This window comes from Pseudomonas sp. (assembly GCF_036404235.1).
GTDB lineage: Bacteria > Pseudomonadota > Gammaproteobacteria > Pseudomonadales > Pseudomonadaceae > Aquipseudomonas.
The window spans coordinates 20354-46010 of sequence record NZ_DASWOT010000206.1 but is presented as its reverse complement, the minus strand read 5'-3'; the positions used below and the strand labels follow the sequence as shown (position 1 = coordinate 46010).

Sequence of the window (25657 nt, the reverse complement as noted above, 5' to 3'; positions counted from 1 at the left end):
TGGTCGGCACCAAACAACTGCCGCGTGAGGACTGGTTGACCGTGCGCAAGCAAGGCATCGGCAGTTCGGATGCCGCAGCCGCTGTGGGCCTGAACCCTTATAAATCACAGTTGGAGCTGTGGATGGAGAAAACCGGGCGTGACACCTTACTGCCCATGCTCGATCCGCAGGATGAGGAAAGCCCCGCGTACTGGGGCAACATTCTGGAGCCGATTGTCGCATCCCATTACACCCGGCGCAGCGGTCATCGGGTCCGCCGGGTCAATGCGGTTCTGCAGCATCCTGATCCCAAGCTGGCCTGGATGCTGGCCAACATCGACCGTGAGGTTATCGGTGCGTCAGAAGTGCAGATTCTCGAATGCAAAACCGCCGGCATAAACGGCGCGCGTCTATGGAAAGAAGGCGTGCCCGAGTATGTGCAGTTGCAGGTCATGCACCAGTTGGCCGTGACTGGCAAGCAGGCCGCGGATGTGGCGGTACTACTCGGTGGTCAACACCTGGAAATCCATCGCATTGAACGCGATGAGTCACTGATAGCTCGGCTCATCGACCTGGAACAGCTCTTCTGGGATTACGTCGTCAGTGACACCCCGCCACCAGCAGACGGTTCGGCCTCAGCGGAGCAATCTTTGCGCTGTCTGTATCCGCAAGACAATGGACAAACCCTGGACTTTAGCCAGGACACACTGCTCTGCACGGCCTTTACCGAACTGCAGAATGTGCGCAAGTCGATTGCTCAGCAGGAGGCGCAGGAGGCTCAACTCAAGCAAACGCTGCAACAAGCCATGGGCGATGCCAGTCGGGCGACCTTCGCAACCGGCAGCATCACGTGGAGGAAAGCCAAAGACAGCGCGGCCCTGGATATCCCCCGCCTGCTAAAAGAAAAGCCTCATCTGCAAGTTCGCTACTCGACAACCAAAGCCGGCAGTCGACGTTTTCTGCTGGCCTGAACGATCGTTCGCTCCTCATCTATTCACCTGCCCTTTCTCTCCAACGCTACCCTCCTGCTAGTTCGGTCTCGGTGGCGTTTTTATTTCAGTTACAGGAGAACTCCCATGCTCAAAGGTTTAGCCATCACGCCACCGATTTTGGGCCGAATATCCATCGGCAAGGTCGTCGAAAAGAACGGCAAGCGTCTGCCGGAAAAGGACGATCAATTCACCCTCACCTCCCAAGTGCAGAGCCGTGACGGCTGGTTGCTGCATCCCCTTAACGAAGAACTGCGCAATGGCCAGGACGGCAAGCTGCGCAGCATTCCGATCCGGCTGCTGTTCAACGAACCTGACCTCAACTTTCGGGCTGACTACAGCCTGTTCGACCGTAACACCGGCCGGCCGCTGTGCGTCGGCAATGGTGAGACCTGCAAGCGTCTGACCAAGGATGGTATCCAGTCAATGCCCTGCCCTTCACCGGATGGCTGTTCACTGGCTCAAGGCAATGCCTGCAAACCTTACGGCCGGCTCAACGTGGTGATTGGCGATGACGATCCACTGGGCAGTTTTGTCTTTCGTACCACAGGCTACAACAGCATCCGCACCTTGGCAGCGCGACTGCATTATCTGCAAGCCATCTCCGGTGATCGACTGGCCTGCCTGCCGCTGGAGTTGCGTCTTCGCGGTAAGTCCACCCGCCAAAGCCACGGTGCACCGATTTTCTATGTAGACATCACGGTACGCAGTGGCCTAGGCATGGAGGATGCCTTACTTGCAGCCAAGCAATTGGAGGAGACCCGTCAAGCCGCAGGCTTTGACCAGAGTGCCTTGGATCAAGCGGCTCGGCAAGGTTTTAACAATGGGGCCTTTGAGGACACCGTGGAGGACACCGGTGCCATCGTCGAGGAGTTCTTCCCTGTCATTGAAGATCAGCCCAGGCGTATAGAGATCAAAACCCAACTGGCAGCGCCTGACAAACCATCACTCGCCCAAAAGCTGGAGTCGCGAGCCTCGCGGCACAAAGGCAGGCCTTTGGCTCAGTAGCCACCAACTCTTCTGCGCTCTCCCCTATTCGCTCAGGAATCCCCGTATGAAATATCACAAGCTGATAGCCGGTGAAACAACCGGTACCTATGTCATGGAATCCCCAGTTACCGAGGCTGACATCCTGCAAATGGCGCGACAACTGGCCATGAGTCGTCTGTCTAAAGGCCGAGCATTGACTGAACCAAAGCAGGTTTTTAGCCACCTGCAAACACTGCTGCAATACCATGAGCATGAAGTCTTTGCACTACTACTGCTCGACAACAAACACCGAGTGATTGCCTTCAAGGAGCTATTCAGAGGCACGCTGGATGGCGCCAGCGTCTACCCGCGAGAAGTGGTCAAGATTGCGTTAGAGCACAATGCGGCAGCGGTGATTCTGGTACATAACCATCCATCCGGCGACCCTGAACCCAGCCAAGCCGATCGCACGCTAACCCTGGCACTCAAGAATGCCCTCAGCATAATTGGCACCCAGACGTTGGATCACATCGTTGTAGGTCATGAAGGCTGCGTATCGCTGGCTGAACGAGGTTATCTGTAATTTTATAGTCACACCGTCCGATGGACTGCCCTTGACATTATCAGGGTGGTCGTCGGCACAGTGCTCTTTTATTTATTTTTTTGTCGTGACTCAGCGTTCCGCTCAGCCTCTACTGCATTCGAAGCCTTGGGAACCATCCCCAGACTTACACAGATAGCTCGATCAATGGAAGAAGGCTGAGCTGCTCTCAGTTGTCAGCCAAGGAAAAGAAAATATCAGCGCACGTTCAAGGCGAGTCACGCGTCCTGGGGGACAGATTGATGATCCAAAGGGCAATTTCGAATCTTTTGTCCAATACCATCCACTATGGCTCGCCAGGCAGCACCGTCACGCTCACCCTCTCTAACTCAGTTGAATGAGGTTTCGCTGGCCGTGTGCAACGCTGGAGAAGGTATCGGAGCTGAGCACCTGCCTCGCTTGCCTGATCGTTTCTACAGGATTCACGTGAGCCGTTCCCGACAACAGGGAGGCACAGGTTTCGGGCTTGCCACCGTGCGTTCCATCATGAGCCTGCATGAGGGCCGTGTAGCCGTCGAAAGTGAACCGGGGCATGTCACGACGTTTAGTCTGATTTTTCCTGGATGACTCAGCGCAGATAGAGGCCTGCTTTGTCGGCTGATACGCCCTGCTTGATGCGCAAATACATAAGCAGAAAAGCTACACGCGCAACGAACCGTCTTACAGCTCGGATAGTCTTAGTGATTAGGCATTTGCCTTGTATAGTTGCGACTTCTTTCCGGAGATATTCATGCGCATTCCTTCCCGTTTGATCGGCGGCGTTCTGGTCGCCACCCTGCTCACCCAACTCACCGCGTGCGGCAGCATTTTCTATCCTGATCGTCGCGGGCAGATTCAAGGCAGCGGCAGAATGGACCCGGCGATTGTCGTCCTCGACGCCGTCGGCCTGCTGTTCTATATCATCCCCGGTGTGATCGCCTTCGCGGTCGACTTCGCCACTGGCGCGATTTACCTGCCCAGCGGTAATCACGCACAGATCGACCCACAAAAACTGCAACCAGCGGTTCGCGCTGACGGCAGCGTCGACAACGCCAAACTGCAAGCCATCATTCAAACCGAGCTGGGCCGTAGCCTGCCACTGGACGATCCGCGCCTGATTCAACATAAAGGCAGCCCAGAACAACTGGCGAGCCTGGGCCTGGTCCCCGCCGCCTGATGCTCAAAGGCTTGCGAGCCTGTCTCGATTTGAAGGAAGCACCATGACTAGCAGTCCCGAACACACCCGTTTGTTGGGCTTGGCGACGCGAGCCTCGCTGGCTGTCGCCTGCACGTTGATCGTCGCAAAAGCCATTGCATGGTGGCTCAGCGGCTCGGTCAGTTTATTGGCTGGGTTGACCGATTCGCTGCTTGATGGCGCAGCGTCGTTCCTCAATCTGCTGGCAGTGCATTACGCATTGCGTCCGGCCGACGATGATCATCGCTACGGTCACGGCAAGGCCGAAGCACTGTCAGGCATGGCGCAGGCATTGTTCATTGCGGTGAGTGCATTTTTGATCGGCTTCCAGGCCGTCGAACGCATCCTGCACCCGGAACCCGTCGGCGCGCCCGGCCTGGGTATTGCGGTGATGCTGTTGTCGATCGCACTCACCGTCGCGCTCCTGATACTGCAACACAAAGTGGTCAAGGAGACCGACTCGGCGGCTATCCGCGCCGACTCGCTGCACTATCGCTCGGACCTGTTGCTCAACGCCAGCATCCTGCTGGCGCTGGGTCTTGCGTACTTCGGTTATGCACATTTGGACGCTTGGTTCGGGCTGGCTATCGCGGTGTATATCCTTTGGAGCGCTATCTCGATAGCGCGAGAAACGGTGTCGGTACTAATGGATGCAGAGCTGCCAGTGGATGTCAGCACACGCATGCTGGCGTTGGCCAAAAACGTGCCCGGCGTTCTTGGTGCCCACGACCTGCGCACGCGGATTTCCGGCACGCACTGGTTCGTGCAATTGCACCTTGAACTGCCAGGATCATTGACGCTGTCGGACGCGCATGCACTGTGCGACGAGGTGGAACATGCCATCAACCGGGAATTCCCTAGGGCCGAAGTGCTGGTACACGCCGACCCTAAGGAATTCATCAAACAGATTGCCGTCTGATCGTTAATTGACGGTGTAGCCACGGCTGACCAGGCAACCTGCCATCGCTTGCCGATACAGGCCCACCACTTGGGGTGCTGGCGCGTAAGTCGCGGCAGCAGGGTCGAAGTTACTTTGCTGCACGGCGTAACGATAACAATCGTAGTGGTCCTGCTGAATTTGCTCCGGCCCCTGACCATTGGCCGGGTAAGCGGCTACGTCATATGGGTCGGCCTGTTGCTGTTGTGGCGGCTGGTTGGGCGAATAGACCGGCTCAACGTTCACAGGCGGCTCGGCCACTACATATTCCTGAGTACTCTGCTCGTAGGTGTAATACGTACCCGCGGCGAGGAAAAACAACGCGCTGCCAAGCCACACTTGCTGCGCGTAGTCCGGCAGGTAGCGTACACGAACGCCACGCGGCGGCTCGACGACGATATAACGCGGGCCTTGCGGGCGATACCAATAGCCACCCGAATAGAAATAATCCTGGCCGCGATAAGGCACGCGTGAATAGCCGCCGGGTATCCGGTCTATTTCATGACCTGGGCGATATTGCGGGCCTGAGCCCCAGCCGTTGCCATGCCCATTGTCCGGACGACGGTCATTACCGGCGCGCCAGGATTGATTCTGGTTACCACGAGGGATGTCTTCGTAATAGCCCTGACGCGGCGACTGACTTTGACGTGCCTCGTTGGGACGACTCTGAATCGGTAGATTGCTCTGACGATCCTGCAACTGGCGCTCCTGAGTCTGACGCTGTTGCTGTTGCTGTTGCTGTTGCTGTTGCTGTTGCTGTTGTTGCTGTTGCTGTTGCTGTTGCTGTTGTTGCACTTGGCGCTGTTGTTGCTGTTGTTCTTGACGCTGCTGCACTTGGCGCTGCTGTTGCTGCTGGCGCTCTTGCTGGTCCTGCTGCTGATTGACCCGTTGCTGTTGTTGTTGCTGCTGTTCACGTTGCTGATACTGCTGCTGTTGTCCCTCTTGTTGCTGGCGTTGCTGTTGGTAATGCTGTTGTTGCCCATCGTTGGAGCTGCCACGGATCGAATCACGTGGGTTGTTATCGTCAGCCAAAATCTGAGCGCTGATGCTCAACGACAACAAGCTGATACCTGCCAAACGCCAAATGCGCGTTTTCATGCGTTCCTCACTGTGGCGCGGACACCTGTTGATAGGACTGCATTCTTGGTGCGCCGTTCGGGGCACTCTACCAGTCTGTTTCGGGTTGGCGAATACCGCCATGCAATAACCAGGTGACTTTAGACGTCGGTTTTGGGAATAACGCGGATAAAAAAAATGCCAGTCAGCGTAACTGACCGGCATTACCCCGAAGGGGTCCTTCTACAACGAACAGGCTAGGTGCGATTAAACGCCCGACGCCTTCGCTGCTGCTACGTCTTTGATCGACAGCTTGATACGACCGCGGTTGTCCACGTCCAACACCAGCACTTCGACTTCCTGACCTTCTTGCAGCACGTCGGTCACTTTCTCTACACGAGCGTCGCTCAGCATGGAGATGTGAACCAGACCGTCTTTACCAGGCAGGATGTTGACGAATGCGCCGAAGTCGACGATGCGCTCAACCTTACCAACGTAGATCTTGCCGATCTCGGCTTCAGCAGTGATACCCAGAACGCGCTGACGTGCTGCCTCAGCGGCTTCCTTGGTTTCGCCGAAGATCTTGATCGAGCCATCGTCTTCAATGTCGATCGAAGCCTTGGTCTCTTCACAGATCGCACGAATGGTCGCGCCGCCTTTACCGATGACGTCACGAATTTTATCGGTGTCGATTTTCATCGCGATCATGGTCGGAGCGTTTTCCGACAGCTCGGTACGCGATTGGCCAATGATCTTGTTCATCTGACCGAGAATGTTCAGGCGAGCTTCCAGGGCTTGGCCCAGAGCGATCTCCATGATTTCTTCGGTGATGCCTTTGATCTTGATGTCCATCTGCAGCGCGGTCACACCCTTGGCGGTACCGGCTACTTTGAAGTCCATGTCGCCGAGGTGGTCTTCGTCACCCAGGATGTCGGTCAGGATGGCGAACTTCTCGCCTTCTTTAACCAGACCCATGGCGATACCGGCAACAGGTGCTTTCATTGGAACACCAGCGTCCATCAGCGCCAGAGAGGCACCGCAGACCGACGCCATGGAGCTCGAACCGTTGGACTCAGTGATTTCCGAAACCACGCGGATGGTGTACGGGAACACATCAGCAGCAGGCAGCATGGCCTGAACCGAACGACGAGCCAAACGACCATGGCCGATTTCACGGCGACCCGCGCCGCCCATACGACCACATTCGCCCACCGAGAACGGAGGGAAATTGTAGTGCAGCATGAAGGGGTCTTTTTTCTCGCCTTCAAGGGTGTCGAGCAGTTGTGCGTCGCGCGCAGTACCCAGGGTCGCAACGACCAGTGCCTGAGTTTCGCCACGGGTGAACAGCGCCGAACCGTGAGTCTTCGGCAGAACGCCGACTTCAATGTTCAACGGACGTACAGTGCGAGTGTCGCGACCGTCGATACGCGGCTTGCCGTTAACGATGTTTTCGCGAACGGTGCGGTATTCGATCTCGCCAAAAGCGGCTTTGACTTCACTGGCAGACGGGCTGCCTTCTTCAACAGCCAGTTTGGCAACGATCTGGTCTTTCAGCTCGCCCAGACGCGCGTAGCGGTCGGCTTTGACAGTGATGGTGTAAGCCTGGGAAATCGCGTCGCCGAACTCGGAGCGGATAGCGCCCAGCAGAGCAGTGGCTTCAGGCTTCGGCGCCCATGCCCAAGTAGGTTTGGCAGCTTCGGCAGCCAATTCTTTAACGGCGTTGATGACTGACTGGAACTCGTCGTGGGCAAACAGCACAGCGCCCAACATTTGGTCTTCAGTCAGCTCTTTGGCTTCCGATTCAACCATCAATACCGCTTCGGACGTACCGGCAACGACCATATCCAGGCTCGAGGCTTTCAGTTGTTCGTAAGTCGGGTTGAGCAAGTAGCCGGTGCTTTCGTGGAAAGCCACGCGCGCAGCACCAATAGGGCCGTCGAACGGAATGCCGGAGATCGCCAGCGCTGCCGAAGTACCGATCATCGCAGCGATGTCCGGATCGGTTTTCTTGCTGGTGGAAACGACGGTGCAGACAACCTGCACTTCGTTCATGAAGCCTTCAGGGAAGAGTGGGCGGATCGGACGGTCGATCAGACGCGAGGTCAGGGTTTCTTTTTCGGAAGGACGGCCTTCACGCTTGAAGAAACCGCCAGGAATCTTGCCTGCGGCGTAGGTTTTTTCTTGATAATGCACGGAAAGGGGGAAGAAGCCTTTGCTGGCGTCTGCATGCTTGGCGCCGACCACAGTCACGAGAACGGTGACGTCGTCGTCAACGGTGACCAATACTGCACCAGATGCTTGACGGGCAATACGGCCTGTCTCGAGGGTTACGGTCGATTGACCGAATTGAAACTTCTTGATTACCGGGTTCACGGTTTCCTACCTTCTTTGTGGCTCTTGGGGGAACTGGTTTCTTGCGAATTCTTGGGCAGCGGCGGGAATCGGACCCGTCGGCAGTCCAGATAAAACTTGAGGCTGGGAGCCTGCCGGACACATCAAGCGAACCTGATGCACCACAGCAGACAGCCAACCTCTCGCAACGTCGTTATTAGCGACGCAGACCCAGACGACCGATCAGGGCGCTGTAACGGCTAACGTCCTTACCCTTCAGGTAATCCAGCAGCTTGCGACGCTGGTTTACCATACGGATCAGACCACGACGAGAGTGGTGGTCCTTACCGTTGATCTTGAAGTGACCTTGCAGTTTATTGATGTTGGCGGTCAGCAGTGCAACTTGCACTTCTGGCGAACCAGTGTCACCAACAGCTTGCTGGTAGTCGGTTACGATCTGAGCTTTTTCTTCAACGCTGAGTGCCATGTGGGCAATCCTTTTATCAGGAAACCGTTTCAGAGAAACGACTTCAACAGGCCGAGAGCAAACTCTCGTATTAAAAAGTGAGGAGTGACCATGCCTGTTAACAGCCACCCTCATATCACTGAAACAAGGTAAACCCTGCCTCGGTGTGTCCGGTCATTCTGACCGAATCAGTCGACGCGGCGCGATTCGCCCGTCTTCACTCACTTCACCGATTCCGATGAAGCGTCCTTCATGATCCTGCACCCGAACCATGCCAAATTGCGGCGCATCCGGTGCCCTGACTGGCTGACCATGCAGCCAGTAAAACGAACTGTGCTCGGAAAACTGTAGCAGCGGCCAGTGCAACAAACCGCTGTCCGATGGCATAAGGAAGCGATCGACCGCTTCATTGCCACCTTCGGCATGCACGGCTTCCAACTCTTCCAGAGTCACTGTCTGGGAAAGATCGAAAGGGCCCGCTTGTGTACGACGCAACTCAGCAACGTAGGCACCACAGCCCAATTGCTCGCCGATATCCTCCACCAAGGTGCGAATATAAGTGCCCTTGGTGCAATCAACCGACAGCCGCGCAGTTTCCCCTTCACAGGCCAGTAATTCCAGGCGCGCAATAGTAACAGAACGCGCCTCGCGCTCCACCACTTCCCCTGCACGCGCCAGTTTATACAGCGGCTGGCCATCACGCTTGAGGGCTGAGTACATCGGCGGTATCTGACTGATTTCACCACGAAAACCAGGTAAAACCGCTTCGATTTCGGTACGACCAACGGTCACCGGACGCGTCTGCAAAACCTCACCTTCGGCATCCGCCGTGGTGGTGGTCTTGCCCAACTGCATCAGGGTTTCATACCCCTTGTCTGAATCGAGCAGGTACTGGGAGAACTTTGTCGCCTCACCGAAGCACAACGGCAATACGCCAGTGGCCAGGGGATCGAGGCTACCGGTGTGACCGGCCTTTTCGGCGTTGAGCAACCAACGGACCTTTTGCAGGGCGGCGTTGGAGGTGAAACCCAGCGGTTTGTCGAGCAGGATGATGCCGCTGACATTCCGGCGAATACGCTTGACCTGAGCCACGCCTTACTCCTCGGAACCGTCTGGCTTTTCGCCTTGCGGGTGCTGACCGTCTTCGGCCACCGCTCGCTCGATCAACGCAGAAAGATGCGCCCCACGCACGACGCTTTCGTCGTAGTGGAAGTGCAACTGGGGCACGCTACGCAGTTTCATCTCACGGGCCAGCTGCATGCGCAGGAAGCCTGCGGCAGAGTTGAGCACCTTGATCGATTGCGCGATGTCCTCAGCGCTGTCCTGGCCCATCACCGTTATGAAAATCTTGGCGTGGCCAACGTCACGACTGACGTCAACGGCCGTGATGGTGACCAGGCCGACGCGAGGGTCCTTGATTTCACGACGGATCAGTTGTGCTAGCTCACGCTGCATCTGATCGCCGATACGTTGGGTACGGCTATATTCTTTTGCCATGTATCGTTACCTGTTGCTGACTCATGGCAAAAGCCATGCAGTCTGAAAGCGGCAAACGCCCGGCCTGGCAGAAGCCGGACCGGGCGTTGCGTTTAGAGTCCATGACGTGCGCCGGGCATTTGCATGCGGCGCTCACCATTGCTCCTGAAGCTCGCGAATTAGAGGCTGCGAGCCACTTGGACCTTCTCGAAGACTTCGATCTTGTCACCGACCTTGACGTCGTTGTAGCTCTTGACGCCAATACCGCACTCCATGCCGGCACGTACTTCAGACGCGTCATCCTTGAAGCGGCGCAGAGATTCCAGCTCGCCTTCGAAGATAACGATGTCTTCACGCAGTACGCGAATTGGACGGTTACGGAAGACAACACCTTCAATAACCATGCAACCTGCGATCGCGCCAAACTTCGGCGAACGGAACACGTCACGCACTTCGGCGATACCGAGGATGTTCTCCCGGACGTCACTGCCAAGCATACCGGTGAGGGCCTTCTTGACGTCTTCGATGATGTCGTAGATCACGTTGTAGTAACGCATATCCAGACCTTCCTGCTCGACGATCCTGCGAGCGCCAGCATCGGCACGCACGTTGAAGCCGAACAGTACAGCATTGGAAGCCAGCGCCAGGTTAGCGTCGCTTTCGGTGATACCACCGACACCGCCGCCGACCACGCGTACTTGCACTTCGTCGTTGCCCAGGCCATTCAGAGCGCCCTGCAAAGCTTCTAGAGAACCACGGACGTCGGATTTGAGGACGATGTTGAGCGTCTTCTTCTCTTCCTGCCCCATGTTTTCGAAGATATTTTCCAGCTTGCCTGCGTGAGCACGAGCCAGTTTGACTTCACGGAACTTGCCTTGACGGAATAGAGCCACTTCACGGGCTTTCTTCTCGTCGGCAACCACGCTCATCTCATCGCCGGCGTCCGGTGTACCGTCCAGGCCGAGGATCTCGACCGGAATGGAAGGACCGGCTTCCTTGATAGGCTTGCCGTTCTCGTCAAGCATGGCACGAACACGGCCATAGTTCGAACCGACCAGCACCATGTCGCCCTGACGCAGCGTACCGTCCTGAACCAGGACAGTAGCAACCGGACCACGGCCTTTATCAAGGCGCGATTCAACCACCACACCACGACCAGGCGCCGATGGCGTAGCTGTCAGTTCCAGGACTTCAGCCTGCAACAGAACAGCTTCCAGCAATGCGTCTACACCGGTACCGACTTTCGCGGAGACCGAAACGAACGGCGTGTCACCACCCCACTCTTCGGACGTCACACCGTGAACCGATAGTTCACTGCGAATACGATCGAGGTCAGCACCCGGCTTGTCGATCTTGTTCACGGCAACGACCAACGGAACACCAGCGGCCTTTGCGTGCTGCACGGCTTCGATGGTCTGCGGCATCACGCCGTCGTCAGCAGCAACGACCAGGATCACGATGTCCGTCGCCTTGGCACCACGAGCACGCATTGCCGTAAACGCGGCGTGACCAGGGGTGTCGAGGAAGGTCACCATGCCACGCTCGGTTTCAACGTGGTAAGCACCAATATGCTGAGTGATACCACCGGCTTCGCCAGCTGCAACCTTGGCACGACGGATATAGTCGAGCAGCGAAGTCTTACCGTGGTCAACGTGGCCCATTACGGTCACGACTGGAGCACGAGAGAATGCCTCACCTTCAAACTTCAGCGACTCGGCCAGGGAATCTTCCAGGGCGGTATCGCTGACGAGGGTCACTTTGTGGCCCAGCTCTTCAGCAACCAGTTGGGCAGTTTCCTGATCCAGTACCTGATTGATGGTGGCTGGAGTGCCCAGCTTGAACATGAACTTGATGATTTCAGCAGCCTTGACCGACATCTGCTGAGCGAGATCGCCAACAGTGATGGTCTCGCCGATCTTCACTTCACGCACGACAGGACCGGTTGGGCTCTGGAAACCGTGGGCGTTGCGTTTCTTCAGCTTGGCCTTGCCGCGACCACCACGGCGGAAGCCGTCGCTTTCTTCGTCGGTAGTACGTGGCGCAACGCGTGGAGCAGGCGCTTTTTCCTTGACCGACGCACGATGCGGAGCGTTTTTACGCTCGCCGTCGCCACCACCGCCACGACGACTGTTGTCATCGCTGCGCGGTTTATCCGGCCGACGCGGTTCTTCGCGCTTGCGCGCGTCAAGCGTTGGAACAGGCGCGGCAACTGGCGCTTCCCGAACAGGCTCGGAAGCAACCACTGGGGTTGACTCCGGCGCAGGCGCGGCAACAGCGGCAGCTGCATCAGACGATGGCTGAGCACCAGCGGGCTGACGGCGGGCTTCTTCTTCAGCACGCGCACGGGCTTCTTGTTCAGCCTTTTGGCGTGCGGCATTTTCTACCGCACGACGCTCGTCTAGTTCACGCTTGCGCTCAGCCTCGATTTCTTCGGGGCTACGCTGTACGAAAACCTTCTTTTTACGAACTTCGACACTGATGCTCTTACTGCCAGCAACACGCAGTGTACTGGTGGTTTTGCGCTGCAAAGTGATCTTGCGCGGTTCTTCCACCTTAACCTTGTGACCGCTTTTCAGGTGCGTCAAAAGGGCTTGTTTTTCGTTATCGGTCACAACTTGCTCGGCGGCGGTGTGCGGCAGACCTGCCTCACGCATCTGCTGTAACAGGCGCTCTACCGGTGTGTCGACCACTGTGGCCAGTTCTTTCACCGTGACTTGCGTCATGCACTTCTCTCCTCAGGCCGCGCCTACTTACTCGAACCAATGGGCTCGGGCGGCCATGATCAACTTGCCGGCACGAATATCGTCAATGCCGTCGATGTCGAGCAGATCGTCAATAGACTGCTCGGCCAGGTCTTCGCGGGTAATTACGCCGCGCACCGCCAGTTCCATCGCCAAATCCTTGTCCATACCCTCAAGCGAGAGTAGGTCTTCGGCCGGATGGGCGTCTGCCAGCTTTTCCTCAGTAGCGATGGCTTTAGTCAACAAACGATCCTTGGCCCGAGCGCGAAGCTCGTTGACGGTATCTTCGTCAAAGCCATCGATGTTGAGCATTTCTTCCACCGGAACGTAGGCAATCTCTTCCAGGCTGGTGAAACCTTCATCTACCAGCACCTGTGCCAGGTCTTCGTCGACTTCCAGCTCGTCGATAAAGTTGCGCAGGATGTCGCCGGTCTCTGCTTGTTGTTTAGCCTGGATGTCCGATTCGGTCATCACGTTCAAGGTCCAGCCCGTCAGTTGGCTGGCCAGACGCACGTTCTGACCGCCACGACCAATGGCCTGGGCCAGGTTGTCTGCGCCGACAGCGATGTCCATTGCATGGGCATCTTCATCAACGATAATCGCCGCCACTTCAGCTGGGGACATGGCATTGATCACAAACTGCGCCGGGTTGTCATCCCACAGCACGATATCCACACGCTCGCCACCCAACTCGCCCGAAACAGCTTGAACGCGCGAACCACGCATGCCGATACAGGCGCCTTGTGGGTCGATTCGTTTGTCTTTGGAGCGAACAGCGATCTTTGCACGCGAACCCGGGTCACGAGAGGCAGCCATCACCTCAATGAGACCTTCGGCAATTTCCGGAACTTCAATACGGAACAGCTCGATCAGCATCTCTGGCGCAGTACGCGACAGGATCAGCTGAGGACCACGGTTTTCAGTGCGAATCTCTTTAAGCAATGCACGAACGCGAACACCTACACGGAAAGTTTCCCGCGAAATGATGTCTTCACGAGCCAGCAATGCTTCAGCATTGTTGCCCAGGTCCACAATGACATTGTCACGTGTCACCTTTTTAACAGTGCCAGAAATGATTTCGCCGAGACGCTCACGATATGCATCCACAACCTGGGCGCGTTCGGCTTCACGGACTTTCTGCACGATAACTTGTTTAGCGGTCTGCGCAGCGATCCGACCGAATTCAATGGAGTCGATCTTTTCTTCGATAAGATCGCCAGCCACTGCGCCAGGCTTTTTCTCCTGGGCCTGATCGACCGCCAGCTCATACGCTGGATCATCGAGATCTTCGTCTTCGACGACCGTCCAGCGACGGAAGGTTTCGTAGTTACCTGTCTGGCGATTGATCTCCACACGCAGTTCAACTTCGTCTTCGAAACGTTTTTTGGTAGCGGTGGCCAGAGCCAGCTCCAGTGCTTCGAAAATTACACCTGCCGGTACGCCCTTTTCATTGGATACCGACTCAACAACCAGCAGTACTTCTTTGCTCATCGTACGCCTCGCCCTTCGCAAGCCATTGGATCCGCGGGATCCGCAGTATCTGGCACGTCTCAGTCAAACGTGGGAATAATGTTGGCTTTGTCGATCAAGTCGATCGGCAACAGGTATTCGTGGTTTTCAACATGGACCACCACGTCCTGCTCCTCCACCCCGCGGAGAAGGCCCTGAAAGTTGCGTCGACCATCAAACGGTGAACGCAGCTTTATCTTCACTTGTGCCCCTGCATGCAAAGCAAACTGTTCAAGTGTGAACAGAGGGCGATCCATGCCAGGCGAAGAAACCTCAAGCGTGTACTCAGCGCTGATCGGATCTTCCACATCCAGAATACCGCTGACCTGACGACTGACTATTTCGCAGTCCTCAACCAGAACGCCGTTTTCTTTATCGATATAAATACGCAGCAGTGAATGTCGGCCCTGAGAGATGAATTCGATCCCCCAACATTGATAGCCAAGACCCTCGACCACCGGGACCAACAAGGCCTGCAACTGTTCTAGCTTGCTCGACACCTGAACCCCCTCGTGCATGCTGTGCAAATAAAAAATGGGCAAAGCGCCCATCCATGAAAACGCCGTTGAACAGCGGCGTAATAAAGTGTCCAGCTAACAAAAAGCCCCTGAAAAGGGGCTCCGCTAAAACTGGTTGCGGGGGCTGGATTTGAACCAACGACCTTCGGGTTATGAGCCCGACGAGCTACCAGACTGCTCCACCCCGCGACAAAGCTGGGGGCGGAAGTATACGACTGATCCCCAGAGGAATCAATCCAACATCCACCGACAAGAAAGCCCGCTACTGCGGGCTGCCTTGTTAATTGGTACCGAGAAGGGGACTCGAACCCCTACACCCTATGGGCACAACCACCTCAAGGTTGCGTGTCTACCAATTCCACCACCTCGGCATTACAACTCTTTTGCAGCCCCAATATCGACTGCGAATCCTGTGTTACTTCTGCTGCGGAGCTTGTGGAACGTCAGCTGGAGTAGCGGCTGGAGTAGCGGCTGGCTTCTGCTGCCCTTCTAGCACCGGAACATCATCTGCCGCCGGTTTTTGCTTTACTTCCAACACTGCTGGATCAGGTAAACCTACTTGAGTTAGCTGATGAGCTTTCTCTTTAGCAAAGTAACCTAACCCCAAGCTGGTTATGAAGAAACAGGCGGCAAGTATAGCAGTAAACTTGCTGAGAAAGGTAGAGGAACCTTGCCCCCCGAAGACAGTATTTGACGCACCAGCTCCGAACGACGCACCAGCGTCCGCACCCTTGCCCTGCTGAAGCAATACCAGAGCGACAACGCCCAAAGCGCCCAGCAGATGAAAAACGACTACGACTGTTTCCAGCATTTTTTCAGTTTCCCGCGGCGCGAATGATCGCACCGAACTCATCTGCATTCAGGGAGGCACCACCAATGAGCCCCCCATCGATATCCGGCATGCCGAACAGTTCGGCCGCATTGGCCGCCTTCACGCTGCCGCCATAAAGAAGCCGCACGCCTTGTGCGACCTCAGCATTCTCTTTTGCCAACTGCGCACGAATGGCTGCATGCACATCTTGAGCTTGTTGAGGCGAAGCAGTCAGCCCGGTACCAATAGCCCAGACCGGCTCGTAAGCAACAACCGCATTGACGAGAGCACCAATACCCAGCTCTTCAATGATGCTATCGAGCTGCCGCCCAACAACTTCCAGTGTTTTGCCTGCTTCGCGCTCTTCACGGGTTTCACCGATGCAAAGCACAGGTATCAGCCCACTTGCCTGAGCAGCAGCGAACTTGCGGTTTAGAACCTCATTACGTTCACCCATGATCTGGCGACGTTCCGAGTGCCCCACAAGTACCAGCTTGCAACCTGCATCAGCCAATTGACTCGACGCTATTTCACCGGTCAATGCACCCTGCCCGGCTTCATGCGCGCAATTTTGCGCACCGATAAGAATCGATGTTCCGTGCAATCGACCCACCACCTGCCCGATATGCAGACTCGATGGGAATACCGCAACATCAACACCGCCAGGGAGGGACAAATTATCAAGACCCTCGATCAGCTCAGCGACGCTGGCGCGGGTACCGTGCATCTTCCAGTTACCAGCTACCATAGGGCGACGCATGCTATACCTCGTCGGTCAAAGTGGGCGCAGATGTTACCCAACAGTTTCAACACTGGCAAGCCGAAATCAGGCGCAAACCTCAGCAACCAGTTTCGCCAACTCATCGGCATAACCACTAACCAGCGCTTGGTCCTCGCCCTCAACCATCACCCGCACCAACGGCTCAGTACCTGACTTGCGCAACAGTACTCGACCACGACCACACATGGCCGTCGTCACGCGCTCACACGCCTCCTTGACCGCAGGGTGTGAGATAGGATCGAAATCACCACCACTGAAACGCACATTAATCAGAACCTGAGGGCACTTGCGCAACGCTTGCCTCGACTGAGCAAGGCTTTCACCGCTACGACGAAGTGCCAGCAATACCTGAAGCGCAGCGATAATAGCGTCACCTGTGGTGGTGTGCTGGAAGCAGACAATGTGCCCCGAGTTCTCACCCCCCACCTGCCAGTTACGCTCCAACAACTCGGCAATGACATAACGGTCACCGACATTGGCCCGAACAAACGGAATATTCAGCTCGCCAAGGGCGAGTTCAAGGCCCAGATTGCTCATCAGCGTTCCGACAACGCCGCCCTCAAGGCGCCCGCGCTCGTGCAAGTCCCGAGCAATGATGAACAGCAGCTCGTCGCCGTCGACAATCGCGCCAGTGTGATCAACCATCAATACCCGATCGCCGTCCCCGTCAAAACCGATACCCAGATCTGCCTTCTCAGCGATCACGGCCGCCTGAAGGGCGCCCATGTGGGTCGAGCCACAGTCGTCGTTGATGTTCAGCCCGTTAGGTGCGGCCGACAAAACAGTGACCTGAGCACCCAGCTCTCGGAACACGTTCGGCGCCACTTTATAGGTGGCCCCGTGAGCGCAATCGATGACCAGCTTCAAGCCAGCGAAATCGGTACTGGTCGGCACGCTACTTTTACAAAACTCAATGTACCGCCCCGCGGCATCGTTGATACGCGAAACCTTGCCGAGCTTCTCAGACTCAGCAACCGTCATAGGCGTATCAAGCAACTCCTCAATCATCATCTCGATGTCGTCGGGCAACTTGGTGCCCTGCCCCGAGAAGAACTTGATGCCGTTGTCGTAATGCGGGTTGTGCGATGCACTGATTACGATACCGGCTTCAGCATGGAAGGTTCGGGTCAAATAGGCGATTGCGGGTGTTGGCATGGGACCCAGCAACATAACGTCGGCGCCTGCTGCCGAGAGCCCCGCCTCAAGAGCAGATTCGAACATATAGCCAGAAATTCGAGTGTCTTTGCCGACCAGTATCCGGCACGCGCCCATTTTTCGAAACGCCATGCCGGCAGCCCAGCCAAGCTTGAGCATGAAATCGGGAGTGATCGGAAATTGACCAACACGACCACGTATGCCATCGGTTCCGAAGTATTTCTTGGTTGTCATGGAAGCTCCATCATTCTTATTTTGCCGATTCGACAGCGGCAAGCATGCGCACCACATCGACCGTTTCGGCGACATCATGCACACGCAGGATTCGAGCGCCCTGGATCGTTGCCATTGCGGCCAGCGCCAAGCCACCATAAAGACGGCCGCCTACCGGACGATCAAGCACCTTACCAATCATGCTTTTGCGTGAAACGCCTACCAGCAATGGACGCCCCAAAGCATGAAGCGCCCCCATATGCTTAAACAGGCTCAGATTATGATCGAGTGTCTTGGCAAAACCAAAACCCGGATCGAGAATGATTTTCTCCCGGGCAATTCCGGCAGTAACGCACTCGCCCATCCGGCCCTGCAGAAACGCACTGACTTCGCCCACCAAATCATCGTAGCGTGGGTCATCTTGCATATCGGTGGGCTCGCCCCGCATATGCATTAGGCACACCGGCAATCCGGTGGCGACTGCCGCCTCCAGCGCGCCCTCACGACGCAACGAGCGCACGTCATTGATTAACCCTGCGCCCAAGCGCGCCGTTTCGCGGATGACGGCAGGCGTGGACGTGTCCACCGAGATGATGACGTCGAGCTCCCTGCTAAGCGCCTCGACGACGGGCGCCACGCGCTCCAACTCCTCAACTGGCGATACGAAGCGTGCGCCTGGCCTTGTCGACTCTCCACCCACATCAATGAGGGTCGCTCCCGCCGACACCATTACTTCAGCATGACGTAGTGCAGCATCTCGCTGCGCGAAGCGACCACCATCGGAAAACGAATCAGGGGTGATATTCAATATGCCCATAATGTGCGTACGGGCTAAATCAAGAACCCGGTTGCCACAAGGCAACCGGGTCGGGTACAGCGTAGAAGTCATATCAGACCTTAGTGATCAGCAGCGGGGCCGCCAATCGAAGCTTCCGGACGAGGATCTACAGGCGCCGTTGGAGTACCTGATGTGCCAGAACCACCTTCCCAGTCACGCGGTTCACGAGGTGTGCGCCCGGCCATGATGTCGTCGATTTGCTCGGCATCAATGGTTTCGTATTTCATCAAGGCATCAGCCATCGCATCCAGCTTGTCGCGATTGTCGGTCAGAATCTGCTTGGCCGTGCCGTAGCACTGATCAATGATGCTGCGCACTTCGGAGTCGATCAAACGCGCGGTATCAGCCGACAGGCTCGCACTCTGACCACCACCGCCACGCCCAAGATAACCACCCTCTTCATCTTCTGAATACATCAGTGGACCCAGCTTCTCCGAAAGGCCCCACTTGGTGACCATGTTCCGCGCAATCTGACTGGCACGCATGATGTCGTTGGAAGCACCGGTGGTAACACCGTCGAAGCCCAGTGTCATTTCCTCGGCGATACGACCGCCATAGAGAGAACATATCTGGCTGATCAATGCACGCTTGGACAAGCTGTAGCGGTCTTCCTCGGGAAGGAACATCGTGACGCCCAGCGCACGACCACGTGGAATGATCGAAACCTTGTAGACCGGATCATGCTCAGGCACAACGCGACCGACAATGGCATGACCCGCTTCGTGGTAAGCCGTGTTCTGTTTTTCTTTCTCGGACATGACCATGGATTTGCGCTCGGCGCCCATCATGATCTTGTCTTTAGCCAGCTCGAACTCTTTCATCTCAACGACGCGTTTACCTGTACGGGCAGCGAACAACGACGCTTCGTTAACCAGGTTAGCCAGATCCGCACCAGAGAAACCTGGTGTGCCACGAGCGATAACCGCTGGAGCAACGTCGTCACCCATAGGCACTTTGCGCATGTGGACTTTAAGAATCTGTTCGCGACCACGAATGTCCGGCAAACCTACAACCACCTGACGGTCGAAACGACCTGGACGCAACAGCGCAGGGTCAAGGACGTCTGGACGGTTGGTCGCGGCAATCACAATGATGCCGTCGTTCATTTCGAAACCATCCATCTCCACCAGCAATTGGTTGAGAGTCTGCTCGCGCTCGTCATGGCCACCGCCCATGCCAGCACCACGATGGCGACCCACGGCGTCGATTTCGTCGATGAAAATGATGCACGGCGCATGCTTCTTCGCCTGTTCGAACATATCTCGGACGCGGCTTGCACCGACACCCACAAACATTTCAACGAAATCAGAACCGGAAATAGTAAAGAACGGAACCTTGGCTTCACCCGCGATGGCTTTCGCCAGCAGGGTTTTACCCGTACCTGGAGGACCGACCATCAGTACGCCGCGCGGAATACGACCGCCCAGACGCTGGAACTTGCCCGGATCGCGCAGGAACTCAACCAGCTCCCCTACCTCTTCTTTAGCCTCGTCACAACCCGCGACGTCAGCCAACGTGGTCTTGACCTGGTCCTCGGACAGCAGCCTGGCCTTGCTCTTGCCAAAACTCATCGGCCCGCCTTTGCCCCCCGCGCCGCCCTGCATCTGGCGCATGAAGAACATGAAGACCGCAATAATCACCAATATCGGAAAGCTTGCGACGAGCAGTTGAGTCCAAATGCTCTGCTGTTCAGGCTGCTTGCCTTCAATCACGACATTGTTGTCGACCAGATCACCAATCAGGCCGTTGTCCTGAATGGCTGGACGTATGGTCTTGAAGGTGTCGCCATCACTGCGTTTGCCCGTGATGACGTAACCGTCAACGGCAACTTTCTCGACCTTGCCATCCTTCACTTGCTGGATGAACTCAGAGTAGTTGAGGGTCTGCGGCTCGTTCGGGCTGGAGAAGTTGTTCATCACCGTCACAAGGACAGCGGCGATGATCAACCACAGGATCAAATTCTTTGCCATGTCGTTCAATTAGCTACCCTCTGAAGCAAGCCCCAGGCTGGAGCGTGCCTCGCATGATATTCACCGGCCTAACTTACTACATATCCTACAGACGTGGCAGGCGGCGTCTGTAACCCTTTGTGAAACTTTGACTACAGGATGTTGGTTATGCTTCATCAATAAGACCATTTGAAAAAAGCTATTGCCGTTGTTCAAAGCCGCTCATCGCTCGCGGAGCCGTCAACGCCGCGAAAGCCGCGCCCCAGCAGATACTGCTCACGGGAACGGTCACGCGATGACAACGGCTTGCGCATCTGAACCTTGTCGAACAGCTTGCGGATGTCTTTGTGGTACACATCAAAGCCTTCACCCTGGAAAACCTTGATCAAGAAATCACCACCCGGTCGCAACACTCGCCCGGCAAGATCAAGTGCCAGCTCGCAGAGAAACATTGCGCGTGGCATATCGACAGCGCTCAATCCACTCATATTGGGGGCCATATCGGAAATCACAAGGTCTACTTGCGTATTACCAACAGCCTCGAGGATTTGTGTAAGGACGGCATCCTCGGTGAAGTCCCCTTGAATAAAGGTCACATCCGGGATGCTATCCATTTCGAGGATGTCGGACGCAATCAATCGACCTTGACCACCAATCAGACGACTGGTCACCTGCGACCAACCACCTGGCGCAGCGCCGAGATCGATCACCGTCATGCCAGGACGAATGATTTTGTCCTTTTCTTGAATCTCAAGCAGCTTGTAGCTGGCACGTGAACGGTAGCCGTCCTTTTGCGCCATCTTGACGTACTTGTCGTCGAAATGCTCTTTCAGCCAGTTATGACTGGTTTTGGAACGGGCCACGCGTAACACCTCAAATTGGACGAGTCGCGATTAACTGGGCGGTCCCGGACTCGCTCGGGTAAACTGGCCGCCGCTTTTTACAAGATCAGACACAGAGGTCAGATTATGCCGCTCACTCAAGAGCAGAAGAAACAATACAAATCCATTGGCCATCATCTGAAACCGGTGTTGACTGTGGCTGACAATGGTCTGACTGAAGGTGTGTTGGCCGAACTGGAGCGCGCACTGAGCGATCACGAGCTGATCAAGATCAAGCTCAACATCCTCGAACGCGAGAGCCGCCTGGAAGCCATTGCACAACTGTGCAAGGCTGGTCATGCGGATCTGGTGCAAGTCATCGGCAAAATGGCGCTCATTTATCGCAAGAGCGCCAAGGTAAACAAGCAGCTGTCGAACGTCCATCGATTTGCTTGAAGCAAGCTCTCAGCGGCGCGCTCTGCGCGTACCGACATAGCCGACCGAATGGAATGCCCCTTCGGAACGCGACGCCTGCTGTAGCCGTGACATCGGGTCGTCAATCCTGAACAGATTGGCGACCCGAGATCGCATCCGCGCAATGCGGAGTGCACATCAAACGTGACGGACTTCTACAATTTCATACTCGATCACACCGCTCGGGGTTTTCACCGCGACTACGTCACCCTCTTCCTTGGCGATCAAGGCGCGAGCGATTGGTGAGCCTACGGAGATCTTGCCCAGCTTGATATCCGCCTCATCCTCACCGACGATCTGATATGTCACGCGCTCGTCGGTTTCGACGTGAGCGATTTCCACAGTCGTACCGAAAATGACTTTGCCGGTATGCGCAATCGCGCTGACATCGATGATCTGTGCATTCTGCATGCGGCCTTCGATGTCACGGATACGCGCCTCGACCATGCCCTGCTGCTCGCGAGCAGCGTGGTATTCAGCGTTCTCTTTCAAGTCACCCAACTCGCGGGCCGTACCGATGTCCTGGCTAAGCTTGGGACGGACGACCTTGGTCAGATGAGCGTGTTCCTCTTCGAGGGCTTTCGCGCCCTGAATAGTCATTGGATATTTGATCATGCCTTCAATCCTGCATGTAGATCCTGCAAGCGACGTACGGTCTTTTCAGGGCCGAACTTCAGTGCCTCACAGATTGCCTCGCCTGCAGCAATGGTAGTCGTGCAATAAATCTTGTGCTGCAAGGCATTACGACGGATGGAGTAGGAATCGGCAATCGATTGCCGGCCTTCGGTGGTGTTGATAATCAGAGTGACCTCGTCATTCTTGATCATATCGACCACATGTGGACGGCCTTCGGTCACCTTGTTTACACGGCGAACCTTCAGACCCGCCGCTTCGATCAGGCGCGCAGTGCCGGCCGTCGCCACGATTTCGAAGCCCAGATTGATCAGGTCACGCGCAACACCAGCCACCAGAGGCTTGTCATCATCACGCACGCTGATAAATGCGGTACCGCCAGTTGGCAGCAACTCACTAGCGCCCATCTGAGCCTTGGCGAATGCTTCACCGAAGGTATCGCCCACGCCCATGACTTCACCGGTGGACTTCATTTCCGGGCCTAGGATCGGGTCGACACCTGGGAACTTCGCAAACGGGAAGACTGCCTCCTTCACGCTGTAGAAGTTAGGAATGATTTCCTTGGTGAAGCCGATTTCCTTCAACGTTTTACCAGCCATCACACGCGCCGCGATCATCGCCAGCGATACGCCGATGCATTTAGAAACGAACGGCACGGTCCGCGAAGCACGCGGGTTGACCTCGATCACGTAGATGTCTTCGCCTTGCAGAGCCAACTGGACGTTCATCAGTCCGACGACCCCCAGTTCGAGGGCCATCTTTTTGACCTGTTCACGCATTTCGTCCTGAATGTGCGCAGGCAATGAGTACGGCGGCAACGAGCATGCGGAGTCACCCGAGTGAACGCCCGCCTGTTCGATGTGCTGCATGATCGCGCCGATCACCACATCAGTACCGTCGCAAACCGCATCCACGTCCATTTCGATGGCGCAGTTAAGGAAGTGGTCCAGCAGCACCGGGCTGTCGTTGGACACTTGAACCGCTTCACGCAGATAGCGCTTAAGCTCGTCTTCTTCATAGACGATCTCCATCGCGCGCCCGCCCAACACATAGGAAGGACGCACCACCAACGGATAACCGATCTTGGCCGCGGCACGAATTGCTTCGTCTTCGCTGCGCACGGTAGCGTTTGGTGGCTGACGCAGATTCAGGCGTTCAACCATGTGCTGAAAGCGCTCGCGGTCTTCGGCACGGTCGATGGCGTCAGGGCTGGTACCAATGATCGGCACGCCAGCAGCTTCAAGGGCGCGCGCCAGTTTCAACGGGGTTTGACCACCGTACTGGACGATCACGCCTTTTGGTTTCTCGACGCGGACGATTTCTAACACGTCTTCGAGGGTCACTGGCTCGAAGTACAGGCGATCGGAGGTGTCGTAGTCTGTCGATACGGTTTCCGGGTTGCAGTTGACCATGATGGTCTCGTACCCGTCTTCACGCAGCGCCAAAGCTGCGTGCACGCAGCAATAGTCGAACTCGATGCCCTGACCAATGCGGTTAGGCCCGCCACCCAGGATCATGATCTTGTCGCGAGTCGAAGGGTTGGCTTCGCACTCTTCTTCATAGGTGGAGTACAGATACGCGGTATCGGTGGCGAACTCGGCCGCGCAGGTGTCAACGCGCTTGTAGACCGGGAACACTTCGAGCTTGTGGCGATGAGTGCGCAGGTTTTTCTCGGTCACACCCAGCAGTTTAGCCAAACGTGAGTCGGAAAAGCCTTTGCGCTTGAGGCGATACATCAGATCGCGGTCAATGCTCGACAAGCCCAGGGTCTTGACCTTCTCTTCATCCTTGATCAGATCTTCGATCTGCACCAGGAACCAAGGGTCGATCATGTTCATGCTGAAGATCTGCTCGACCGTCATGCCAGCACGGAACGCATCAGCGACGTACCAGATACGCTCTGCGCCCGGCACCGTCAGCTCGCGCTTGAGGGTGCTCAAGCTTTCCGGGTTGCTAAGGTCCAGCTTCGGGTCAAGACCACTGACGCCGACTTCCAGCCCACGAAGGGCTTTCTGCAAGGACTCCTGGAAGGTGCGGCCGATGGCCATGACTTCACCGACCGACTTCATTTGAGTGGTCAGGCGAGCGTCCGCCTTGGGAAACTTCTCAAAGGCAAAACGTGGCAGCTTGGTTACGACGTAGTCGATAGACGGCTCGAAGGACGCCGGGGTCTTGCCGCCAGTGATTTCGTTTTGCAGCTCGTCGAGGGTGTAGCCGATAGCCAGTTTGGCCGCTACGCGAGCGATAGGGAAGCCAGTGGCTTTGGAAGCCAGTGCCGAGGAACGCGATACACGCGGATTCATCTCGATCACGACCATACGGCCGGTGTCTGGGCAGATACCGAACTGAACGTTCGAGCCACCGGTTTCGACGCCGATTTCACGCAGTACCGCCAAAGAGGCGTTACGCATGATCTGGTATTCCTTGTCGGTCAGCGTCTGCGCTGGCGCAACAGTGATCGAGTCGCCCGTATGCACGCCCATCGGGTCGAAGTTTTCGATGGAACAAACGATGATGCAGTTGTCCTTTTTGTCGCGGACAACTTCCATCTCATATTCTTTCCAGCCGATCAGCGACTCGTCGATCAGCAGCTCTTTGGTTGGCGACAGGTCCAGACCGCGGTTGCAGATTTCTTCGAACTCTTCACGGTTGTAAGCGATACCGCCGCCGGTGCCCCCCATGGTGAATGACGGACGGATGATGCACGGGAAGCCGAGCTTCTCGAGCACAGTGTTGGCTTCTTCCATGTTATGAGCGATACCGGAACGCGGGCAATCAAGGCCGATGGACTTCATCGCCTTGTCGAAACGCGAACGGTCTTCAGCCTTGTCGATGGTATCGGCGTTGGCGCCAATCATCTCTACGCCAAACTTCTCCAGAACCCCTTCACGCTCCAGATCCAGTGCGCAGTTCAGCGCCGTCTGGCCCCCCATAGTGGGCAGCAGTGCGTCAGGACGCTCTTTTTCGATGATTTTGGCAACGGTCTGCCACTTGATCGGCTCGATATAGGTCGCGTCCGCCATGGACGGGTCGGTCATGATAGTCGCGGGGTTCGAGTTGACCAGAATGACGCGGTAACCCTCTTCGCGCAGCGCCTTGCAGGCCTGGGCGCCAGAGTAGTCGAATTCGCAGGCCTGGCCGATCACGATGGGGCCGGCACCAAGAATCAGGATACTTTTAATGTCTGTACGTTTTGGCATGGGTTGTCACTCAAATCCTATGTCAGTCGGCAAGCC

Annotated in this window: 22 protein-coding genes, 2 tRNA genes and 1 pseudogene; 7 read left to right on the top strand and 18 right to left on the bottom strand. The window is 56.2% G+C overall.

What is annotated here, in order from left to right:
- The 6 genes and pseudogenes from VGC62_RS26100 to VGC62_RS26075 all read left to right on the top strand — a co-directional run.
- A partial coding sequence (locus VGC62_RS26100) for a lambda-exonuclease family protein (RefSeq protein ID WP_331189965.1) occupies positions 1 to 950 on the top strand: 950 nt, incomplete at its 5' end.
- A 105-nt stretch (positions 951 to 1055) separates the two neighbouring features.
- Positions 1056 to 1976: a hydrolase or metal-binding protein gene (locus tag VGC62_RS26095; protein ID WP_331189964.1), complete on the top strand. Its 921-nt coding sequence runs from the start codon at positions 1056 to 1058 to the stop codon at positions 1974 to 1976.
- Between the two features lie 46 nt (positions 1977 to 2022).
- Complete coding sequence (gene radC / locus VGC62_RS26090; RefSeq protein WP_331189963.1) at positions 2023 to 2520, top strand: RadC family protein; 498 nt, start codon at positions 2023 to 2025, stop codon at positions 2518 to 2520.
- A 194-nt stretch (positions 2521 to 2714) separates the two neighbouring features.
- Positions 2715 to 3105, top strand: a pseudogene (locus VGC62_RS26085) (sensor histidine kinase); the annotation flags it as partial.
- Positions 3106 to 3268: 163 nt separating this feature from the next.
- Entirely contained in the window at positions 3269 to 3694 is a 426-nt protein-coding gene (locus VGC62_RS26080; protein WP_331189962.1) for a polyribonucleotide nucleotidyltransferase, read from the top strand.
- Positions 3695 to 3737: 43 nt separating this feature from the next.
- Positions 3738 to 4631, top strand: coding sequence for a cation diffusion facilitator family transporter (locus VGC62_RS26075; protein WP_331189961.1), 894 nt, complete (start codon positions 3738 to 3740; stop codon positions 4629 to 4631).
- 3 nt (positions 4632 to 4634) lie between these two features.
- Here VGC62_RS26075 and VGC62_RS26070 read toward each other — a convergent pair whose 3' ends face one another.
- The 16 genes from VGC62_RS26070 to rlmE all read right to left on the bottom strand — a co-directional run bounded on the left by VGC62_RS26070 (position 4635) and on the right by rlmE (position 21356).
- Positions 4635 to 5747 (bottom strand): DUF6515 family protein, encoded by a 1113-nt coding sequence (locus tag VGC62_RS26070; RefSeq protein WP_331189960.1) that lies wholly within the window; start codon positions 5745 to 5747, stop codon positions 4635 to 4637.
- Positions 5748 to 5972: 225 nt separating this feature from the next.
- On the bottom strand, positions 5973 to 8078 hold the full coding sequence (pnp, locus tag VGC62_RS26065) for a polyribonucleotide nucleotidyltransferase (RefSeq protein WP_331189959.1): 2106 nt from the start codon (positions 8076 to 8078) through the stop codon (positions 5973 to 5975).
- Positions 8079 to 8253: 175 nt separating this feature from the next.
- Positions 8254 to 8523 carry a 30S ribosomal protein S15 gene (gene rpsO, locus VGC62_RS26060; RefSeq protein WP_331189958.1) on the bottom strand — a complete coding sequence of 90 codons (270 nt, stop codon included), beginning with the start codon at positions 8521 to 8523 and terminating at the stop codon, positions 8254 to 8256.
- A 153-nt stretch (positions 8524 to 8676) separates the two neighbouring features.
- Positions 8677 to 9594 carry a tRNA pseudouridine(55) synthase TruB gene (truB, locus tag VGC62_RS26055; protein ID WP_331189957.1) on the bottom strand — a complete coding sequence of 306 codons (918 nt, stop codon included), beginning with the start codon at positions 9592 to 9594 and terminating at the stop codon, positions 8677 to 8679.
- A gap of 3 nt (positions 9595 to 9597) precedes the next feature.
- Complete coding sequence (rbfA, locus tag VGC62_RS26050; RefSeq protein ID WP_331189956.1) at positions 9598 to 9999, bottom strand: 30S ribosome-binding factor RbfA; 402 nt, start codon at positions 9997 to 9999, stop codon at positions 9598 to 9600.
- A gap of 158 nt (positions 10000 to 10157) precedes the next feature.
- Positions 10158 to 12701 (bottom strand): translation initiation factor IF-2, encoded by a 2544-nt coding sequence (gene infB / locus VGC62_RS26045; RefSeq protein WP_331189955.1) that lies wholly within the window; start codon positions 12699 to 12701, stop codon positions 10158 to 10160.
- A 27-nt stretch (positions 12702 to 12728) separates the two neighbouring features.
- Positions 12729 to 14210: a transcription termination factor NusA gene (nusA, locus tag VGC62_RS26040; protein ID WP_331189954.1), complete on the bottom strand. Its 1482-nt coding sequence runs from the start codon at positions 14208 to 14210 to the stop codon at positions 12729 to 12731.
- 59 nt (positions 14211 to 14269) lie between these two features.
- Entirely contained in the window at positions 14270 to 14728 is a 459-nt protein-coding gene (gene rimP / locus VGC62_RS26035) for a ribosome maturation factor RimP (RefSeq protein ID WP_331189968.1), read from the bottom strand.
- 130 nt (positions 14729 to 14858) lie between these two features.
- Positions 14859 to 14935, bottom strand: a tRNA-Met gene (locus VGC62_RS26030).
- A 96-nt stretch (positions 14936 to 15031) separates the two neighbouring features.
- Positions 15032 to 15117, bottom strand: a tRNA-Leu gene (locus VGC62_RS26025).
- Positions 15118 to 15161: 44 nt separating this feature from the next.
- A complete protein-coding gene (gene secG, locus VGC62_RS26020; protein WP_331189953.1) occupies positions 15162 to 15557 on the bottom strand; it encodes a preprotein translocase subunit SecG in 396 nt (131 codons plus the stop codon).
- Between the two features lie 4 nt (positions 15558 to 15561).
- Positions 15562 to 16317 (bottom strand): triose-phosphate isomerase, encoded by a 756-nt coding sequence (gene tpiA / locus VGC62_RS26015; RefSeq protein WP_331189952.1) that lies wholly within the window; start codon positions 16315 to 16317, stop codon positions 15562 to 15564.
- A 66-nt stretch (positions 16318 to 16383) separates the two neighbouring features.
- Positions 16384 to 17727: a phosphoglucosamine mutase gene (gene glmM / locus VGC62_RS26010; protein ID WP_331189951.1), complete on the bottom strand. Its 1344-nt coding sequence runs from the start codon at positions 17725 to 17727 to the stop codon at positions 16384 to 16386.
- A gap of 16 nt (positions 17728 to 17743) precedes the next feature.
- A complete protein-coding gene (gene folP, locus VGC62_RS26005; protein ID WP_331189950.1) occupies positions 17744 to 18595 on the bottom strand; it encodes a dihydropteroate synthase in 852 nt (283 codons plus the stop codon).
- 8 nt (positions 18596 to 18603) lie between these two features.
- Positions 18604 to 20514: an ATP-dependent zinc metalloprotease FtsH gene (gene ftsH / locus VGC62_RS26000; RefSeq protein ID WP_331189949.1), complete on the bottom strand. Its 1911-nt coding sequence runs from the start codon at positions 20512 to 20514 to the stop codon at positions 18604 to 18606.
- A gap of 191 nt (positions 20515 to 20705) precedes the next feature.
- Positions 20706 to 21356: a 23S rRNA (uridine(2552)-2'-O)-methyltransferase RlmE gene (gene rlmE / locus VGC62_RS25995; protein ID WP_331189948.1), complete on the bottom strand. Its 651-nt coding sequence runs from the start codon at positions 21354 to 21356 to the stop codon at positions 20706 to 20708.
- 105 nt (positions 21357 to 21461) lie between these two features.
- On the opposite strand from rlmE, the gene VGC62_RS25990 reads away from it, so the two are divergent.
- A complete protein-coding gene (locus tag VGC62_RS25990; protein ID WP_331189947.1) occupies positions 21462 to 21770 on the top strand; it encodes a YhbY family RNA-binding protein in 309 nt (102 codons plus the stop codon).
- 156 nt (positions 21771 to 21926) lie between these two features.
- On the opposite strand, the gene greA is transcribed toward VGC62_RS25990, so the two are convergent.
- Together greA and carB are read right to left on the bottom strand one after the other, a co-directional pair.
- Positions 21927 to 22403 (bottom strand): transcription elongation factor GreA, encoded by a 477-nt coding sequence (gene greA / locus VGC62_RS25985; protein WP_331189946.1) that lies wholly within the window; start codon positions 22401 to 22403, stop codon positions 21927 to 21929.
- Positions 22400 to 25621, bottom strand: a complete 3222-nt coding sequence (gene carB, locus VGC62_RS25980) for a carbamoyl-phosphate synthase large subunit (protein ID WP_331189945.1) — start codon at positions 25619 to 25621, stop codon at positions 22400 to 22402. The genes greA and carB overlap by 4 nt, the downstream gene beginning before the upstream one ends.
- Positions 25622 to 25657: the final 36 nt, after the last annotated feature.